The sequence below is a fragment of the Salinibacterium sp. G-O1 genome (assembly GCF_030063305.1).
Taxonomy (GTDB): Bacteria; Actinomycetota; Actinomycetes; order Actinomycetales; family Microbacteriaceae; genus Rhodoglobus.
In genome coordinates this window covers 40,106-58,744 of sequence record NZ_JASISV010000001.1, presented here as the reverse complement: position 1 = coordinate 58,744, position 18,639 = coordinate 40,106, and the positions used below count along the sequence as shown (strand labels likewise).

At 65.5% G+C, this 18,639-nt stretch carries 17 protein-coding genes; 10 read left to right on the top strand and 7 right to left on the bottom strand.

The annotated features are described in order from the left end of the window. Nucleotides 1-57 precede the first annotated feature (57 nt). From QMG83_RS00280 to QMG83_RS00255, 6 genes are all read right to left on the bottom strand, one after another. A complete protein-coding gene (locus QMG83_RS00280) occupies nucleotides 58-489 on the bottom strand; it encodes a MarR family winged helix-turn-helix transcriptional regulator (RefSeq protein ID WP_283504493.1) in 432 nt (143 codons plus the stop codon). 383 nt (nucleotides 490-872) lie between these two features. Then, on the bottom strand, nucleotides 873-1,142 hold the full coding sequence (locus QMG83_RS00275) for an acylphosphatase (protein ID WP_283503372.1): 270 nt from the start codon (nucleotides 1,140-1,142) through the stop codon (nucleotides 873-875). A 194-nt stretch (nucleotides 1,143-1,336) separates the two neighbouring features. Further along, nucleotides 1,337-1,993, bottom strand: coding sequence for an HAD hydrolase-like protein (locus QMG83_RS00270; RefSeq protein WP_283503371.1), 657 nt, complete (start codon nucleotides 1,991-1,993; stop codon nucleotides 1,337-1,339). 21 nt (nucleotides 1,994-2,014) lie between these two features. After that, nucleotides 2,015-2,710 (bottom strand): endonuclease NucS, encoded by a 696-nt coding sequence (gene nucS / locus QMG83_RS00265; RefSeq protein WP_283503370.1) that lies wholly within the window; start codon nucleotides 2,708-2,710, stop codon nucleotides 2,015-2,017. A gap of 11 nt (nucleotides 2,711-2,721) precedes the next feature. After that, nucleotides 2,722-3,504 (bottom strand): SseB family protein, encoded by a 783-nt coding sequence (locus tag QMG83_RS00260; protein WP_283503369.1) that lies wholly within the window; start codon nucleotides 3,502-3,504, stop codon nucleotides 2,722-2,724. A 9-nt stretch (nucleotides 3,505-3,513) separates the two neighbouring features. Next, nucleotides 3,514-4,761 carry an MFS transporter gene (locus QMG83_RS00255; RefSeq protein ID WP_283503368.1) on the bottom strand — a complete coding sequence of 416 codons (1,248 nt, stop codon included), beginning with the start codon at nucleotides 4,759-4,761 and terminating at the stop codon, nucleotides 3,514-3,516. A gap of 50 nt (nucleotides 4,762-4,811) precedes the next feature. On the opposite strand from QMG83_RS00255, the gene QMG83_RS00250 reads away from it, so the two are divergent. The 4 genes from QMG83_RS00250 (at nucleotide 4,812) to QMG83_RS00235 (ending at nucleotide 11,017) form a co-directional block, all read left to right on the top strand. Then, complete coding sequence (locus QMG83_RS00250) at nucleotides 4,812-5,921, top strand: LacI family DNA-binding transcriptional regulator (RefSeq protein WP_283503367.1); 1,110 nt, start codon at nucleotides 4,812-4,814, stop codon at nucleotides 5,919-5,921. Nucleotides 5,922-5,930: 9 nt separating this feature from the next. Further along, complete coding sequence (locus QMG83_RS00245; protein ID WP_283503366.1) at nucleotides 5,931-7,898, top strand: M13 family metallopeptidase; 1,968 nt, start codon at nucleotides 5,931-5,933, stop codon at nucleotides 7,896-7,898. Further along, nucleotides 7,892-8,833 (top strand): serine hydrolase, encoded by a 942-nt coding sequence (locus tag QMG83_RS00240; RefSeq protein WP_502948982.1) that lies wholly within the window; start codon nucleotides 7,892-7,894, stop codon nucleotides 8,831-8,833. Before QMG83_RS00245 ends, QMG83_RS00240 begins: the two co-directional genes overlap by 7 nt. Nucleotides 8,834-9,019: 186 nt before the next feature. Continuing rightward, a complete protein-coding gene (locus QMG83_RS00235; RefSeq protein WP_283503364.1) occupies nucleotides 9,020-11,017 on the top strand; it encodes a hypothetical protein in 1,998 nt (665 codons plus the stop codon). Between the two features lie 257 nt (nucleotides 11,018-11,274). On the opposite strand, the gene QMG83_RS00230 is transcribed toward QMG83_RS00235, so the two are convergent. Next, nucleotides 11,275-12,498: a glutamyl-tRNA reductase gene (locus tag QMG83_RS00230; protein ID WP_283503363.1), complete on the bottom strand. Its 1,224-nt coding sequence runs from the start codon at nucleotides 12,496-12,498 to the stop codon at nucleotides 11,275-11,277. 17 nt (nucleotides 12,499-12,515) lie between these two features. On the opposite strand from QMG83_RS00230, the gene hemE reads away from it, so the two are divergent. The 6 genes from hemE to hemB all read left to right on the top strand — a co-directional run bounded on the left by hemE (nucleotide 12,516) and on the right by hemB (nucleotide 18,621). Next, nucleotides 12,516-13,571, top strand: a complete 1,056-nt coding sequence (hemE, locus tag QMG83_RS00225) for a uroporphyrinogen decarboxylase (protein WP_283503362.1) — start codon at nucleotides 12,516-12,518, stop codon at nucleotides 13,569-13,571. After that, a complete protein-coding gene (locus tag QMG83_RS00220; RefSeq protein WP_283503361.1) occupies nucleotides 13,564-14,784 on the top strand; it encodes a protoporphyrinogen/coproporphyrinogen oxidase in 1,221 nt (406 codons plus the stop codon). The genes hemE and QMG83_RS00220 overlap by 8 nt, the downstream gene beginning before the upstream one ends. A gap of 96 nt (nucleotides 14,785-14,880) precedes the next feature. Next, nucleotides 14,881-15,564, top strand: coding sequence for a hydrogen peroxide-dependent heme synthase (gene hemQ, locus QMG83_RS00215; protein ID WP_283503360.1), 684 nt, complete (start codon nucleotides 14,881-14,883; stop codon nucleotides 15,562-15,564). Then, nucleotides 15,561-16,733 carry a ferrochelatase gene (locus tag QMG83_RS00210; protein ID WP_283503359.1) on the top strand — a complete coding sequence of 391 codons (1,173 nt, stop codon included), beginning with the start codon at nucleotides 15,561-15,563 and terminating at the stop codon, nucleotides 16,731-16,733. Before hemQ ends, QMG83_RS00210 begins: the two co-directional genes overlap by 4 nt. Then, nucleotides 16,733-17,647 carry a hydroxymethylbilane synthase gene (gene hemC, locus QMG83_RS00205; protein ID WP_283503358.1) on the top strand — a complete coding sequence of 305 codons (915 nt, stop codon included), beginning with the start codon at nucleotides 16,733-16,735 and terminating at the stop codon, nucleotides 17,645-17,647. The genes QMG83_RS00210 and hemC overlap by 1 nt, the downstream gene beginning before the upstream one ends. Continuing rightward, on the top strand, nucleotides 17,644-18,621 hold the full coding sequence (gene hemB, locus QMG83_RS00200; protein WP_283503357.1) for a porphobilinogen synthase: 978 nt from the start codon (nucleotides 17,644-17,646) through the stop codon (nucleotides 18,619-18,621). Before hemC ends, hemB begins: the two co-directional genes overlap by 4 nt. Nucleotides 18,622-18,639 lie beyond the last annotated feature (18 nt).

Genomic DNA, 18,639 nt, shown 5'->3' with positions numbered 1-18,639 from the left:
CCGCGCCAGACGGGCGCGGTGGAGCGGGCCGCGACGCGGGGCAGGCCGCGACGCGCGCTAGCCGTCGCTCGCGGCGAGCAGCTGAGTCAGCGAGTCACGGATGCGCTCGAGTTCCGCGACATCCATGCCGAGTCGTTCGACGATCTGCGCGGGAACGAGCTCGGCTTTCGTACGCAGCGACCTGCCGGCGGCGGTCAGCTCTACGTCGAGCGAGCGTTCGTCCTCCCGGTTGCGCTGCCGCGTCAGCAGACCAGCGCTCTCCAGCCGCTTGAGCAGCGGCGACAGCGTTGCCGGCTCGAGCCGCAGTGCCTGACCGATGTCTCGCACGGTGCGCGGGCTCCTCTCCCACAGCGACAACATCACCAAGTATTGCGGGTGGGTCAGCCCCAGCGGTGCCAGGACGGGCCGATACATTCCGATGACACTTCGGGATGCCGCGGCGAGTGCGAAACAGACCTGACGGTCGAGCGCCAGTGGGTCATCCTGCATCTGCGTCATTTAGTTAGTATACTAATCATTTGTGCGCAAAGAAACGAAAGAGCCATGGTGGGATCGCCTGAACAGGCGGCTTTTCCCGTACATTGGCCCGCCTCCACTCGGCCCGTATAACGAGGAGCCGTTACCCCCGACGTCGGAGAAGGCCTGCCCTCTCTGTGGGCAGGAGATGAGCGTGCACACCTTTGTGCGCACTCAGGATCATTCGTCGACCCGGATGCACTGCCCGCCCGCGGCATCCAAATGAAGGAGATTTGGCGCGAAGTGCCCTAGGAGCGCCAAGATTCGACCCCAGCCGGAGAAATCTCCTTCATTTGGACGGAGGGAACGGGCGAGACATCCGGTGCCGCAGGGCGCCAGACGGGGCAACCAGGGACTCAGTGGGCGATCGTGAAACCGGTCTCGCCGAGCAGCGGACGATCCGACACGTCGAGGGAGACGACCACCGCCGACGCCGGCCCGTGCTTGAGCCAGCTGAGCATCCGGTCGACGGCCGCTTCCTGACCCTCGACTTCGAGTTCGACGGCGCCGTCCGTGCGGTTGCGCACATAGCCGGCGAGCCCCAGCTGGGTCGCCTCACGAAAGGCAAAGTAGCGGAACCCCACGCCCTGCACCTCGCCGCGAACGATCGCCTGTTTCCGCACCACAGGGCCATTGTGCTCTCCGGAGGAAGATCCAGCGACTCGACGCGGAGGAACTGCCCGCCCGCAGCATCCAAATGAAGGAGATTTAGCGCGAAATGCTTTTACAGGGAGGGAATTCGGCCCCTGCGCGCGAAATCTCCTTCATTTGGACGGAAGGCGCGGGCGGGGAAGGGCGCGGGGAGCTGCCCGCGGGTGGATTAGCCGAAGAGGTGGATGAGCAGCTGATCTGTGGTGTCGGCGACGGCGATAGCCCCGGACTCTTCGTGCGGCGAGCCGTAGCCCCAGCGCACAAAGATTGACGGAACTCCGTGAGCCGCGGCGCCATGCACGTCGTGCGAGCGGTCGCCCACCAGCACGGACTTGGAGGTGTCTGCACCGATGAGCACCAGTCGCGCGAGCGCCTCCTCGACGACATCCGCTTTCGCGCTGCGCACCTCGTCGTGGGACGCTCCGGTGATCACATCGAAATACTTCAGCAGGTCGTAGTGCTCGAGGATCAGCGTCGCGGGTGCCTCTGGCTTCGAGGTCGCGAGCGACAGCGGCACACCGCTGTGGCTGATGGCCCTCAGCACTTCTTCCACGCCGGGATACACGGTGGCGTTGAAGGCGCCGGCGCGCAGGTACTCGGGGCGATACACCTCGAGCGCGTGCTGCGACTCCTCGATGGTGAACCCTGCCAGATCACGAAACGAATCGAGGAGTGGCGGACCGACGTACGCGACGAGCTCCTCTTGCGGCGGGACCGGAAGGCCGAGCTGCTCGAACGTGTACGCGAGGGTCGCCGTGATTCCCGGCGCGCTGTCGACGATGGTGCCGTCGAGGTCGAACAGGATGCTGCTGAACTCGGGTTTCATGGTGAGTCAAGCCTAGGGCGGCTAGAAGAGACGGTGGTCACTGTCGTCGAGTCCGCGCATCGCGTCGTAATCCAGAAGCAGGCACCGGATGCCACGATCCTGCGCCAGCGTGCGCGCCTGGGGCTTGATCTCCTGGGCGGCGAAGACCCCGGTCACCGGGGCCAAATGCGGATCGCGGTTCATCAGCTCGAGGTAGCGCGTGAGCTGTTCGACGCCGTCGATGTCGCCGCGCCGCTTGATCTCGACCGCGACACTGCCGCCCGTGGCATCCGTCGCCAGGATGTCGACCGGGCCGATCGCGGTCATGTATTCGCGGCGCACCAGCCGGAACCCGTCACCCAGCAACTCGATCTGCTCGGCGAGCAATTTCTGCAGGTGATGCTCAGCGCCGTCTTTCTGAAGTCCCGGGTCGTGGCCGAGATCATACGAATTCTCGTGCATGATCTCGTGGATCGAGATGACGAGCAGGTCGGCAGTCTTGGCCTGGGCCACGCGCCAGATCTGGATGACCCCGGCCTCAGCCTGGTCGGCGTCGGGCTCCATCACCGCGAGGGTGCAGGGTGGGCTCATCCAGTTGAGCGGCTTGTATGACAGCGAATCGGAGTGCACCAGCACGCTGCCGTCTGCCTTCACGAGCAACAGTCGCGTGGCGAGCGGCAGGTGGGCACTGAGCCTTCCGGCGTAGTCGACCGAACACTTGGCAATAACGAGGCGCACGAGCTACGAGCCTAGGGTGCGAGACGCGACTGCACCTGCAGCAGGTCGTCGCGGTTTAGCTCGACCCACGGACCAGCAGGGTTGATGACGAGTCCTGAGAAGTTTTCACCGAGCGCATCAGACACGATGCGGCTCACATCGATGGCGGTCCAGGAATCGGTGGTGCTGCGCACCACAACCTCGGCTGCCGACGTGAACGCGAGTGCCACGTGCTGCCCGTCGGGGTTGGTGGAGGTGCGAACCTGCACGCCGTCGGGTGTCTCATTCACCGCGTAGAGCAACGTGCCACCCTTTGACAGCGCGTCGATGACGGCGGTCTTCATCCAGGTGGGGCCGTCGGTGTCGAGCGCGGTCTTGACGGCATCATTCCTGGCGGTTTTGAGCGCGAACTCGATGTCAGCGAGTTTCACTCCACACGTCGGTCCGGCGGGATCGAGGTAGAGCCATGTGTAGCCCTGTTCCACCGCGAACGCGAGGGTTGCGGCGGCGGGCTGGGCCACGGTCTGCACCGCGGCGGGGGCATCTTCGTGCATCCGCACGACCTCCGCCTGACGGGTGAAGGCGAAGAGGGCACGCTCGCCGTCAGGACCGGTTCCTTCACGGAAGGCGAAAGTTGACCCTTCGGCGATGGATGACCCATCCTCGGTCATCGCAATCTCAGAGCCGGTCGTGTCCAGAAGCAGGGAGCCGTGCAGGATGTTGCGCACGACCTCCAGATAGGTCGACTGGTCGCTCTTCTCGACGAACTGGGCGATTGCGTGCCTGAGGGGAGCGTTGTCTACGAGGTCGGCCATGCACCAAGCCTACGAGAGTCGGGTGGCGGTGTCAGGCACGGCCGGTTCACGCGCCGCGCCTGCCACGAGTGAACCGAGGACGGCAAGCACCAGCACGATGAGCAGCGCGTGCAGAACTCCGACGTACTCACCGAGCAGACCGATCACCGGCGGCCCCACCAGGAAGGCGAAGTAGCCGATGGTGGCCACGGCGCTGACCTTGGCCGCGGCCGTCTTGGGGTCATCCGCCGCCGCCGACATCCCGATCGGGAAACCGAGCGCTGAGCCGAGGCCCCACAACACGACGCCGATCACCGCGACCGGGGTGTACGGCACATAGATGAAGGTCAGCAGGCCGATGACGGCGAGCATGAACGACCCGCGCAGCACGGCGACGCGGCCGAACTTGTCGAGCAGGAACACTCCGCCCAAACGACCGGCCGTCATCGCGGTGACGAAGACACCGAAGATGAGCGCGCCGGTCTCGTTGGGCACACCGTGGCCGTCGACCGACGCGATGGCCAGCCAATCGTTGGCCGAGCCCTCGGCGAACGCGGCAGCGAGCACGACCACCCCGATGAGGAGGATGCGCGGGTCGCGCCAGATGCTCAACCTGCCGCGCCAGGTCATCGAGACGTCGTCGTGGGCGACGGGCTCTCCATTGCCTTCGATCACGTGCTCAGACTGGATGAAGCGCCTGACCAGCAACATCGCTGCCACCATGACGACACCGGCGAGGCCGAGGTGGGTGGCGATCGGGATGCCCGCGAGCTCGGCAAGGGCACCAAGCCCGGCACCGATCATGGTGCCGAAGCTGAAGAATGCGTGGAAGATCGGCATGATTGAGCGGCCGAGGGCACGCTCGTTGGCTGCCCCTGAGACATTCATCGCCACGTCGGTGATGCCGGTGGCAGCACCGAACACCATCAGGCCCACGAAGGTCAAACCAAAGCTCGGACCCAGGGTGACGCTGAGACCCGCGATCAATATGCCGACCGCCGTGACGATGACTCCCCACGTGACGGTGGTGACCGCTCCGATTTTCGCGACGATGTGGCTGGATGCGATGAGCCCCATGATCGATCCCGCTGAGATGCCCAGGATCAGAAGGCCCACCTGTGCTGGGGAGACCTCCAGGATGTCCCGAGCAGCTGGCAGCCTCGACACCCAGCTGGCCAGGGCAAGACCCGGCAGCGCGAAAACTACGAAGATAGCGTTGCGCCATGCCACGATCTGGCGGCGGTTGAGGCCGCTGGCGACAGCGGGAACGTGTGTCATGGAATTCCTTGTGGTGACGAGGTGCTGGGCGTTATCGAATCGATTCGATAATGGCGACTCGACTAAGCTACCCACTCATGGACGGCGAGGCAAGTGCGACGACCCAGCGGCCGACGCTGGCTGCGGTAGCGGCCCTCGCTGGCGTCTCGGGCTCCACCGCGTCGCTCGCTTTCAGCGGCGCTGGCCCGGTCTCCGACTCCACTCGAGCGAAAGTGCTGACCGCCGCGCAGACCCTGGGTTACGCCGGCCCCGATCCGAGGGCGCAGTCGCTGAGACGTGGGCGGTCGGGCATCATCGGCATCGTCATCGAGGAACGGCTTCAGGATGCGTTCCGCGACCCGATGTCGCTGGCCATGCTCGACGGCATCGCAGATGAGACCGGCAACGCCGGGGCCGGGCTGTTGCTCCTCTCCGACATCGGGGGCCCGCAGCTCGACATCCGGTCGGCCCCGATGGATGCGGTCATCCTCGTCGGCTGTTCCACCCGGCTCGACGAGTCGGTCGCGGTTCTCCGTCAGCGGGGAATGCCCGTCGTGGCTATCGAGGCAGACGACATGCCGGGAGTGTTATCAATCAGTCTCGACAACCGGGATGCCACGGCACGGCTGGCACGTCACCTCCTCGATCTCGGGCACGAGAGCGTGGCCGTCGTCGCGCTGCCGCTGGACGCAGCCAAGGAGCAACAGCGGCTGCCCGCGAACTGGGATGAGCTGGCAACCTCGCACACCACACGGGACCGGCTGCGCGGCCTGCGTGACGTGTACCCGGGGTTTGGCGGCATCGTCGCTACCCGAAGTTCGATCGACGCGGGTCGAGCGGCGGGGCTCGAGCTGCTGGAGGGCGCGGATCCTCCGACGGCGGTGGTCGCCCAGAGTGACCTGCTCGCGATGGGGGTCATTCGCGCCGCGGAGAGCCTCGGCATCCGGGTTCCGGAAGAGTTGAGCGTCGTGGGTTTTGACGGGGCGCAGGTCGACGCCATGGGTTCGTATGACCTGACCACGGTCATCCAGCCAGCCGTAGAGAAGGGCAGGGCGGCCGGTCGCGCCGCGGTTGAACTCGTGGAGGGCGGCTCGCCCACACCGATGGCATTCACGAGTGAGTTGCATATCGGCACGACAACGGCGGCCAGGAGTCAGCCTGAGCGCAGCCGCGCTGGATAGGCTTGCGACATGAGCTCAGAATCTCTCCAATCGTCTGGAATCGACACCGGGGAGCTTGACTCCTCCGTACGACCCCAGGACGACCTGTTCCGGCACGTCAACGGCAAGTGGATCGCCCGAACCGAGATTCCCAGCGACAAGGCCCGGTACGGATCGTTCTATGTTTTGGCGGAAGAGGCCGAGCGAGCCGTTCGCGACATCATCATTGAGTCGCAGGCCGCTGAGCCCGGTACCGAGGCGCGCAAGGTCGGAGACCTTTACGCGAGCTTCCTCGATGAGGCGCGAGTGCAGGAGTTGGGCGCTGCGCCGATAGCCGGGCTGCTGGCCGAGGCTGCCGCCGTGACATCCATCGACAGCCTGCTCTCTACCCTGGGCAAGCTGGAGCGAGGCGGTTCCAGCGGGTTCGTGCAGGTGTTCGTCGATAACGACCCCGGGCAGCCGGAGCGCTACCTCGTGTTCATCGAGCAGGGCGGGCTCGGTTTGCCGGATGAGTCGTATTACCGCGAAGAGAAGTCGGCCGCCATCCGGATCAAATATGTCGAGTATCTCGAACGCATGCTGACGCTCGCGGGGCTCGACGATGCCGCAGCGAGGGCCGATCGCATCTTCGAGCTCGAGACCGAACTCGCGTCCCACCACTGGGACAACGTCGCGACGCGCGACAGCGAAAAGTCGTACAACCTGATGCCGTGGTCCAGCGCCGATGAGTTGCTCGGCACTCTCGACCTGAACCTGTGGCTGGGCGCCATGGGTGTTCCCGAGGGATCGTTCGACGAGGTTGTCGTGCGCCAGCCCAGCTTCCTCGCCGGTCTCTCGCTCGTGCTCGTGGACGACAACCTCGACAACTGGAAAGACTGGCTGTCGTGGCAGGTCATCCGGTCGAATGCGTCGTACCTTTCCGACGATTTCGTCGCGGCCAACTTCGATTTCTACGGCAAGACTCTCACCGGCACTCCCGAGCTTCGTGCCCGCTGGAAGCGTGGCGTCTCGCTCGTTGAGGGTGCGCTCGGTGAGGCGGTCGGCCGGATCTACGTAGAACGTCACTTCCCGGAGTCCGCCAAGACCGCGATGGATGTGCTCGTCGCCAACCTCGTGGAGGCGTACCGCCAGAGCATCACCTCGCTGGAGTGGATGGGCGAAGACACCAGGACCCGCGCCATCGAGAAGCTCGAGAAATTCACGCCCAAGATCGGGTACCCGGTCAAATGGCGCGACTATTCAACCCTCGAGATGGATGCCGCCGACCTCATTGGCAACATCCGCGCCACCAGCGAGTTCGAGTTCCAGCGCGAGCTCGGCAAGATCGGCCAGCCGCTCGACCGCGACGAGTGGTTCATGACTCCGCAGACGATCAACGCCTACTACAACCCCGGTTTCAACGAGATCGTGTTCCCTGCGGCGATCCTGCAGGCTCCGTTCTTCGATGAAACATGGGATGCCGCGGCTAACTATGGAGCGATCGGCGCCGTCATCGGTCACGAGATCGGCCACGGTTTCGACGATCAGGGCTCGAAGTATGACGGCGATGGGCGGCTCACCGACTGGTGGACGCCCGCCGACCGTGCCGCATTCGAGGAGCGTACGAGCGCGCTCATCGCGCAATACGATGCACTCGCCCCGGCTCAGGTTCCCGAGCATCACGTCAGTGGCGCGTTGACGATCGGCGAGAACATCGGTGATCTGGGCGGACTCGCCATCGCGTGGCGTGCGTATCTGATTTCGCTGGGCGGCGCGCAGTCGCCGGTGATCGACGGTCTCACCGGCGCGGAGCGGTTCTTCCTGTCGTGGGCGCAGGCGTGGCAGCTGAAGGCGCGAGACGAGGAGGTCATCCGCCTGCTGTCGATCGACCCGCACTCCCCCAACGAATTCCGATGCAATCAGATCGTGCGAAACATCGACGAGTTCTATGTAACATTTGGTGTTACCGAGAACGATTCACTTTGGCTCGACCCGAAAGACCGAGTGACTATTTGGTAGAAACTGCGCGCGTTCGCGAGCGCTGGGAGCGCATACACGCCCCCAGAGCTGCCCGGCACCTGGCAACCGATGGAGCCGAAAACTTCACCGGTACCTTCAGGGCGCTCGGAAAAATCGCGTACTCGGGTTCGCGAGTGTCGGCAAGTGTCGTCGACCTCAACTCGGGCAAGACCCTGGTGGCAATCGATGACCGGATCGTGCTGCCCACCGCGAGCATCGGCAAGATCCTGCTGCTCATCGAGGTGTCAGCCCGGCTCACCGCCCGTGACCTGCCGGGGCTTGGCATCATGGACAAGACGCCGCTGGACGCCATCGGCGACTCCGGGTTGTGGCAGCACCTTCAGGTTCCCTCGTTGCCGGCGACGGACCTTGCTGCCCTGGTGGGCGCGACGAGCGACAACCTTGCGACCAACGTGTTGTTGAGGCAGGTGGGTCTCGCTGCGGTCCGCGCCAGAACCGAATCACTGGGGCTGACACGTACAGCGCTTCTCGACCTCGTGCGTGACAGGCGGGGTCCGGATGACGCTCCCCAGCTCTCCGTGGGCTCCACCGCCGAGCTCAGCTGGCTTTTCGGCGCCCTCGCGCGCAATGAAATAGTCGACCCCGTGACAAGCCAGCGCGTGCTGGGCTGGCTGTCACTGAACTCAGACACGTCGATGGTGGCCGGCGCATTTGCGCTTGACCCCCTGGCGCACCGTGGTGTTGATCACGACACTCTGCTGGTGAATAAGACGGGCACAGACACGGGAGTGCGTGCCGAGGCCGGCGCGTTGCGCGGCAGCGGTCGCGCTGTCGCCTACGCGGTGACTGTGCAATTCACCGACGACAATCTCGCGGCGCGGATGCGCGTGCTCGAAGCCATGCGTGTGGTCGGAGTCGACCTTCTGGAATACGTTCACCAGGCCCGCCCAGAGAAGACGCCGCAGAAACACTAGGTTTTGTACCCTTGCCCCCCACTCGGGGCGCCCTATACTCTTAAACAGCGCCGCTCTGGAGAGAACCCGAAACTTCGATCCAGTACCCCGAAACGGTGCATTCGAGCCTTACCCGGTTCCTGGTACGCATCCCCCGGTGTGTGCCGCTATTGCCGTGGCCCGAACTCCCCCCCCAGGAGATCGAACGTGTTTAAGAAGATCATTGCCATTGGTGGCACGCTTGCCATCGCCGCCAGCCTTTCGGTTATCGCCGTCGCTGGTGCAGCAGAAGCTACTCACCCCGTCGTCAGCGGCACCGCCGCGTGCGACACCAGCGGAGTTCCGTACATCACCTGGCGTGTGACGGGCGATACCCGCTACGCGAACGAGACAGCCACGATCAAGGTCGCTGAGCTCACCTCGACGGGCGGCGATTCACCCTCGCAGCCAACCTCGCTCCTCGAGCAGACGGTGAAGGGTGCCGGATTCGTTGAGGCCACCCAGAGCAACGCCACGGCGGGAACCGGGTACTCCCTCACCGTGAAGGTGCAGTGGACCAACCACAGCACGGGCAACCTCGTCAGCCAGAAGTCAGACGTGGTGACGCCGGCATCGTGTGCCGTGCCGACCCCGGAAGATGCAATGGCATCCCTCACCAAGACTGTTGCCACCTGTGACGTCGCCGCCGAACTCGTTCTCGGAGCCCCCAATAACTTCGCGTGGGGCGACATCACTCGCGATGGCGTCAACTACACGGTTACTGCAACCGCACTCGATGGGCACCGCTTCCCCGCGGGCGATGGGGTTTCCAGCGATGGTCTGACGATGGTGTTCACGGGCACGCTTGACCCGAAGAAAACCGGCGTCGAGTGCACCCCACCACCGGACTGCATCCCTGCCTCAGCGGTTTCGTACACCTACGACGGGCCGAGCAACAGCGGCACGATCCACGTAGAGAACGTGCCGAGCATCTCGGGCGAGCTGTGCGAGGGCTTCTGGGCTACGGCAACCAGCTGGAAGTACAAGACCGACGGGGTGTGGCCACAGACTCTTGACGTAGTCGACTACGTCAACGGCAAGCAGGAGATCACCGCCCCGGGCGACTACCCCTTCCAGGCCGTCATTACCTGCGGACAGGGCGACGTGTACGCATCATTCACCGGGCAGCCCGAGCCGGGACCGATCCTCACCGGACCGAGCACCCCCTACATCGAGAAATTCCTTCATGGAATGGGCTTCACCGGGCCGTTCCCAACCTGGTTCGCCCAGGATGCTGGTTGCAACGTTGTTGTTCCCGTCGCTCCTGAGGTAACGACGGCCACCGAATGTGGCATCGCACCGACTGTCGTCGCCAAGACGACCGAAGGCATCGACTACGTCGTCAAGCTCGATACGACGACCGGTGACTACGTTGTTACGGCAACCCCGAAGGCGAACTACTACTTCGCCGGAGATGACGACCAGGTCATCAAGTTCAAGGGCAACGTCGGCGTACTCGTCGACTGTGTGGAGCAGCCGGATGTCGTTGCGGCATTCGGGGACTGCACCCCAGGAGAGTTCGACGACGGACTGTCGCTGGAGCCGACCCGCTCTGCGACACTGACGTTCGATAACTCGGCGAGCACCAAGCCGGTGCTGTTCCAGGTCCTCGGACTCCCCGAATTCGACACGGTCGTTGCTGCGGGAGAATCCGTGGACGTGGTGATCGAGAATGCGACGGCCACCGGCACGAGCTTCGCGGTCATTGCCGCGGGCCGTTCGTTCGAGATCCCGATCCCTGCGTGTGACCTGCCGCCGCTGGCTCTGGTAACGCCGACATACTCGGTCACCCAGCCCACCTGCACCACTTCTGGTTCGTACACGCTGGGTTCGGTCGTCGGTGAACTCACCTGGACCGTCAACGGTGTTTCGGGAGTTGCCAGTGGAACCTACCCGGCTCCGTCCAACCGCTCGGATGTGACCATCTCGGCAGCACCAGCGGTGGCTGCAGACGGACTTGACCCTGACTGGGTCAACCCGGTCGTACTGACGTTCACCGCACCGTCAACGGATTGTGGCTTCAACCCGCCGACACTCTCGTATGACCCGCCCACACTGGCGTACACCGGGCTCACAGTCGGCACGGGCCTGAGTCTGGCCGGTGGGCTGCTCTTCGTCGGATTCGCCGGACTCATGGTGGCTCGTAGCCGCAAGGTCCAGGGCTAGAACCGAAACGCAGTACTCGGGAACGGGGGGTACAAAAGTACCCCCCGTTCTGGGGTGAGCTTGTACCCTTGTCCTCCAAATAGAGGACAGAATATCCTGTTACCTACGCCGGGCTGGATCTGCCCCCGAAAGTGATCCAGCGACCCGAACGGTGCTCGATCACGCGGTTTCTTGCAGACATATCCCGATTTGTGTGCAAGAGATCGTGGTGCTCGAATTCTCACTCTCGTGCAGGCGCGGCAGCGCCGCGGGAAGCCTTACGCCGACTCTGTGCGCTCGTTCTGCGCCGCCGGCCGTGGCGTGATTCCGTAGACGGCATCGAGACCGGCCGCGAATTCGGCGGCTCGCCCACCGAGAGCCAGCTCCCGACCGCGAGCAGACGGCGCGTGCAGCAGCACTCCCGCCAGGTGCCTGAGCGCCGATTCCGTTTCGTCCCCTGCACCGCGCGCGCGGGCGCGGGCGATCTCAGCCTCGAGCACGTCAAATACGTGCGTCCTCAGTGCGACGATCGCGGGTTCGATTTCGCGCTCAGCGGTGAATTCAGCTGCAGCGGACCGAACGATCGCGGTGGCGTCGTCGTGCGCCGACAGTGCATCAAGCGGAGCGTGCAGGCGCACGGTTTCCAGATCGAGTAACTCGATGCCGTCGAGATCGGCAACGACAGGCTCGATGTTGCGGGGAAGCCCAAGGTCGATGACCAGTCGCCGGGCCGCACCAACGAAGTGATCGGGCCCCAGCACCGTGTTCGCAGTGCAGGCGATCACCACATCCACCTCGAAATCGGTGCTGTTGGTGACGCCATACTTGGCGGCGAATGCTGGCCCGCGACCGGTGCGGCTGAAGACCCGGATGTCGCGGGCCCCACGGTCACGCAGAGCGGTAACAGTTGTTGCCGCATACTGGCCGGTTCCCACGATGAGAACGGATGCCTCAGACCAATCGGCTACCCGACTGGAGGCAAGTTCAAGGGCGAGCCGAACGAGCGAACGATCGCGGCCGCCGATCGACGTGAGGTTCTTTACCCCACGGCTCGTGCGGGTGGCCCGCTGAAAAAGCTGTTCCAGATCGCGGGTGGTCGTGTTGCCGGTTCGTGCCCGGTCGAGCGCGCGCCCCACCTGGCCCGCGATCTCGTCTTCGCCGATCACAACAGACTCGAGACCCGACGTAACAGAGAAGAGGTGCGCCGCGACATCCGGGCCCTCATGGACCGTGATGGAATCGCGCAGAACAGCGGTGCTGAGCCCGCTGGCGTCACTCAACGCGGCGAGAGTGGATGCCACCGCTACGGCCGACGCGGCGGTGAGAGGTTCGTCGATGTCGAGGTAAGCCTCGAACCTGTTGCAGGTGGCCAGCACGACGGCGCCTGTAACGAAATCACTGGAGCTCAGCAGCGCGGCAGTGGCACCGGGGGCAGCGAGTGAGAGGCTCTCGAGTAGCTCAAAGCTCGCGTTGCGATGATTCGAGCTGAGACACAGGAGCACGACCTAATGTTAACCCCGTGCCTCTGTCAAGCAATCATCCACTCATCGACGGCCGAACTGGCTCCTCACCGCTGATCAAGGCGTACCGAGGCGAACGACCGGAAACGACCCCGGTCTGGTTCATGAGGCAGGCGGGCCGCTCACTGCCGGAATACCGCGAAATCCGGGTCGGAAACGCGATGCTCGACGCCTGTCTCACGCCCGAACTCGCCAGCGAGATCACGCTGCAGCCCGTTCGTCGGCACAGAGTGGACGCCGCGATCTTCTTCAGCGACATCGTGATTCCCGTGAAACTCGCAGGAATCGACGTCGAAATCGTCCCCGGTCGCGGGCCCGTGATCGCCAATCCGATTCGCAGCGCGTCGGACGTCGCGGCCTTGCGCCCCATCGACCCTGCCGCCCTCGACCCGATCCGGGAGGCCGTGGGCATGACTGTTGCGCAGCTCGGATCCACACCGCTGATCGGATTCGCTGGAGCACCATTCACCCTCGCCTCCTATCTCGTTGAGGGCGGGCCGTCGAAAGACCAGCAGCGCGCGCGCACGATGATGTACTCGGATCCGCAAAGCTGGGCGATGCTGCTCAACTGGTGCGCCGATGTGTCCGGCGAGTTCCTGAAGGCTCAGATCGAAGCAGGGGCGTCCGCGGCTCAGCTCTTCGACTCGTGGGTCGGCTCGCTCAGCGAACAGCAGTACGTGCGCCGGGTGGCACCCCACTCCAAGCGCGCACTGTCCCACCTGCGCGGTTTCGACGTGCCGAAAGTTCACTTCGGGGTCGGAAGTGGCGAGGTGCTGAAGGCCATGCACAACATCGGCGCCGACGTCATGGGCGTGGACTGGCGCATCCCGCTGGATGAGGCATCGAGAAGGCTCGGTGGTGACGTGCCCTTGCAGGGCAACATCGACCCCGCCCTGCTCGGGGCGCCGTGGCACGTTCTGGAAGCCCACGTGCACGACGTGATGGACCGCGGGCGTTCGGCCCCGTCCCACGTGGTGAACCTCGGGCACGGTGTGCCCCCGGACACCGACCCTGACGTGCTCAGCCGCATCGTCACACTCGTTCACGGTGACTGACTTCACGGTGATCGGCGGCGGTGTCGCCGGCATGGTCGTCGCGCGACGGCTGGCAATGGCCGGACGGTCGGTGACCCTGGTCGAGGCATCCGATCGCCTCGGCGGAACCGTCGCCAGACACACCGTCGGCGGAATCGACCTCGACGCCGGAGCCGAGAGCTTCGCCACGCGCGGCGGCATCGTTGCCGCCTTGGCCACCGAGATTGGTCTCGGAGATGAGATCGTGAGCCCCGGCGAGGCCGGCGCCTGGCTCCAACCGCAATCAGGACCGGCAGTCCCGATGCCCGCCACCAACGTGCTCGGCATCCCCGGAACGCCGCTGGCGGCCGATGTGATCGCCGTGATCGGCCAGCGGGCCGCCATCCGCGCGGAACTGGATGCAATCATCCCGTCGCTCTGGGCCAGGAAGTCGCTCACCCTCGGTGCGCTGGTCAGGCGCAGGATGGGTTCTGGCGTGCTCGAGAAGCTCGTCGCGCCGATCGTGCACGGGGTGCACTCGCTGCATCCCGACGACATTCAGCTCGACCGGGCGGCTCCGGGTCTTCGGGCCGCCTTCGCGAGGGAAGGGTCGCTCGCCGCTGCCGTGAGGTTCATGCGCGATTCGGCCCCGGCTGGCTCGAGCGTGGCAGGAATCCGCGGGGGCATGCACCGCCTCGTCACCGAACTGACGGCGGACCTCGTGACCTACGGCGTGCAGGTGGAGCTCGGTCGTACCGTGCAACCCGGGTCGATCGACGGTGCTGTCGTCATGGCCGCGCCCGTCGACCCCACCGCCGGTCGGAAAATCGTGCTCGCGACCCTGGTGGTGGATGCGCCCGAACTCGACTCTGCCCCCAGAGGGACCGGCCTGCTCATCGCCGACGGCGCAGCCGGAATCAGCGCGAGAGCCCTTACCCATGCGACAGCGAAATGGGACTGGCTGCGCGAACGCGCCGGGGGCCGGCACGTGCTTCGGCTTTCCTATGACGTCGAACCCGAGACGCTGCACGTCACCGCGCTGCAGGATGCCTCGGCGCTGCTGGGTGTGGGCCTCGACGACTCGAGGGTGGTCGACTTCGCGCGCGTCGAATGGCGGAGGCCCGCGGCATCCGGCTCCGTTCTTGCCGTGCCGCAGGTCGGGGAGAGTGTCGCGGGCTCGGGCCTTGCCGGTGTCATCCGTCAGGCCGAGGCCACCGCTGAGGAGTTGCTCGACACCTGCCTCGGGCGGGAGTGACTCCCGCCCGGACGCCGCGACCCGGTCTGCGGAACTCACAGCCGCCTGTGAGGCTGTGGATTCGCTAACCGACGGGGCAGAAGGGAGGATAGAGACATGACTGAGAGCGTTAGCCCGCCCGTCGCAGAAACCGCCTCTGAACCCCTCGGCTACACGCTGTGGGCGGTTCTTCGACGTGATCCTGCGCGCGCGACCGGACCCGTGGATCTTGCCCCCGCTGTTGCGGCCGTCGAGTCGGCGGGTGTCACCATTCGCGGGTTCTACGACGTGTCGTCGATGAGGGCCGACGCCGACCTGATGATCTGGCTGCACGGCACAGAACCCGAAACGCTGCAGTGGGCCCTGCGTGAGCTTCGCCGCGCACTTCCCACGCTGTTGCCGACCTGGAACGCGATGGGTGTGCACCGCGACGCCGAGTTCACCGCCAACCACCTGCCGGCGTTCATGCGCGGTAAGGAGCCAGAGGCCTGGCTGACCGTGTACCCGTTCGTGCGCAGCTACGACTGGTACCTGCTTCCCGACGACGAGCGCAGGGCGATGCTCGGCGACCACGGGCGTAAGGGCAGCGAGTACCGCCAGGTTCTCGCCAACACCGTGGCGAGCTTCGCCCTCGGCGACTACGAGTGGATTCTCGCGCTGGAGGCTCCCGAGCTCGTCGACCTGGTCGACCTCATGCGGCACCTGCGCCAGACCGAGGCCCGCAGGCACGTGCGCGAGGAGGTGCCGTTCTACACCGGACGCCGCATCAGCCTCGACGAGGTAGCGGAAGTGCTGTCGTGACCGTCACCAACGGGCAGTCCGCTCTGGTGCGAAATGCGACTCCCGCCGCCCAGCAGGGTGCGGAGCACGTCGAGGAGCCAGTCGCCTACGACGCGATTCTCCTCGCCAGCTTCGGCGGACCCGAGGGTCAGGATGACGTGATCCCCTTCCTGAGGAACGTCACCCGAGGCCGTGGCATCCCCGAGGAGCGCCTCGAGGAGGTCGCCCATCACTACCGGGCGTTCGGCGGTGTGAGCCCCATCAACGACCAGAATCGGGAGCTGAAGGCGGCGCTGGAGGCGGAGTTGGCCCGGCGCGACATCGACCTGCCCGTGCTGTGGGGCAACCGCAACTGGGATCCGTACCTGCGCGATGCGCTCACCGAGGCGAACGAGCGCGGATTTACGAAGCTGATCGCCATCGGCACCAGCGCATACAGCTCATATTCGAGCTGCCGGCAGTACCGCGAGGACTACGCGATCGCTCTCGAGGAGACCGGCCTCGGCGATGTGCTGCAGATCGACAAGGTCCGCCAGTTCTTCGATCACCCCGGATTCGTCGAGCCCTTCATCGAGGGCGTGCGGCAGGGGCTGGCGGATGTCGCGGCGCAGGGCATCGCCCCCGAGCAGACGCACATCCTCTTCTCCACCCACTCCATCCCGTCCACGGACGCCGAGCGCTCAGGCCCGAAGGAACGCGGATTCGGCCCGGAGGGCGCATACGCGGCCCAGCACCTCGCCGTTGCCGAGGTGGTCGTCGCGGCCCAGGACAGTGCCGTGGGCTGGGACCTCGTGTACCAGTCGCGTTCCGGCCCTCCGACGCAGCCGTGGCTCGAACCGGACGTCAACGACCGGATCACCGAGCTCGGCGCTCAGGGTGTCACCGGCGTGGTCATCGTGCCGCTCGGGTTTATCTCCGATCACATGGAAGTGAAGTGGGATCTCGATACCGAGGCGATGGAGACCGCTGTGGAGAATGGGATCTTCGCGGTTCGCGTCCCGACCCCCGGCGTGCACGCCGCGTTCGTGACCGGCCTGGTCGACCTCGTGCTCGAGCGTCGCGACGGCATCCCCACCGCCGATCGTCCCGCCCTGACCGATCTCGGACCGTGGTACGACGTCTGCCGCTCGGGATGCTGCGAGAACGTGCGGCTCGGCTTCAAGCCCGCCGTCGCAGGGTTGGCCCCGTAATGGCGACCACGCTGCGCATTGGCACCAGGGGAAGCACCCTGGCCCTCGCCCAAACAAACTCGATGGCTAGCGCTCTCACGGCGAAGACCGGAGTCGAGTGCGAAATCGTCCCGATCAGCACCGAGGGCGACACCTCGACCGAGTCGTTGTCGAGCCTCGGCGGCACCGGCGTCTTCGCCAGCGCACTGCGTGAGGCGCTCCGCGACGGCCGCTGCGACGTGGTGGTGCATTCGCTGAAGGATCTTCCGACGGCGGAGGAGCCTGGGCTCTCCATCGGCGCTGTTCCCAAGCGGGTGGATGCCCGCGACGCCCTGTGCGCGCGCGACGGGTTCACCCTCGACACCCTGCCGGAGGGTGCCCGCGTCGGCACCGGGTCGCCCCGCCGGGTGGCCCAGCTGCTCGCGCGCAGGCCGGACCTTCAGGTCATCGATATCCGTGGCAACGTCGACACCCGGCTGCGGAAGGTCGTTGATGGAGAACTGGACGCGGTGGTGCTCGCGGCAGCCGGACTGACTCGCCTGGGGCGCCTCGATGCCGTGACCGAGTACCTCGGGCTGGACGGTTGGCCGACGGCTCCCGGTCAGGGTGCCCTGGCGCTTGAGGTTCGCTCCGGCGACGAGAAGCTCGTGAAGGCACTCGACCACGCGACATCCAGAATCATCGTGAATGCCGAACGGCAGGTTCTGGCACTGCTCGAGGCCGGCTGCTCAGCACCCCTCGGAGCGCACGGCGTCATCGACGACGGAATGCTGTTCCTGTCGGCGCGCGTCTATTCGGCCAACGGTGCCGATCGGCTCACGAGCTCGCACGCGCTGTATGTCTCAGACGCGAAAGATCCGGCGGGGGATGTCGCAGCGCGGGTTGCGAAGGAACTCTTCGATCTCGGGGCCGCCGCCCTGATGGGAGCATCGTGATCATCCGTCCGCGCCGCCTTCGGGCAACTCCTGCGATGCGCCGGCTGGTCGCCGAGACCAGGGTGCATGCGTCGCAACTGATCCTGCCCATGTTTGTGCGCGAGGGTTCGACCGAGCCGATGCCCATCTCGTCGATGCCCGGTGTCGTTCAACATTCGCTCGACTCGATGCGCAGGGCGATCGCCGAGGCGGCCGAGCTCGGCGTCGGGGGTGTGATGTTGTTCGGGGTTCCCGAGCGCAAGGACGCCCAGGGCAGCGGCGCGACAGACCCCAACGGAATTCTGAACGTGGCCACGCGCGCTGCCGTCGCCGAGGCTGGCGACGGCCTCGTGGTGCAGACCGACCTCTGCCTCGACGAGTTCACCGACCATGGCCACTGTGGTGTTCTGGATGCGCGCGGTCGGGTCGACAACGACGCCTCCCTCGAGCGCTATCGAGACATGGCGGTGGCTCAGGCCGAGTCTGGATCGCAGCTGCTCGGGCTTAGCGGGATGATGGACGGCCAGGTCGCCGCGGTGCGAGAGGCCCTTGATTCCGCGGAATTTTCTGAAACCCCCATACTCGGTTACGCCGCAAAGTACGCGTCAGCGTTCTACGGCCCGTTCCGCGAAGCCGTGCAGTCGACGCTGCAGGGCGACCGCCGCAGCTACCAGCTCGAGCCCGGCAATCGCCGGGAGGGAGCCAGAGAAGTGCTGCTCGACGTGAACGAGGGCGCCGACATCGTCATGGTCAAGCCCGCGATGAGTTACCTCGACGTGCTCGCTGACGCTGCCGCCGTAAGCCCCGTTCCGGTGTGGGCGTATCAGGTGTCCGGCGAGTACGCCATGATCGAGGCCGCGGCCGCCAATGGCTGGATCGACCGTGAGCGCGCCGTCTCCGAGTCGGTGACCAGCATCGTGCGTGCAGGGGCCGACGCCGTGCTCACCTACTACGCGAGCGAACTCGCCCGTTCGTTGAAGACACAGCCCCTTTAGCCCGTCCGGGAAGGACCG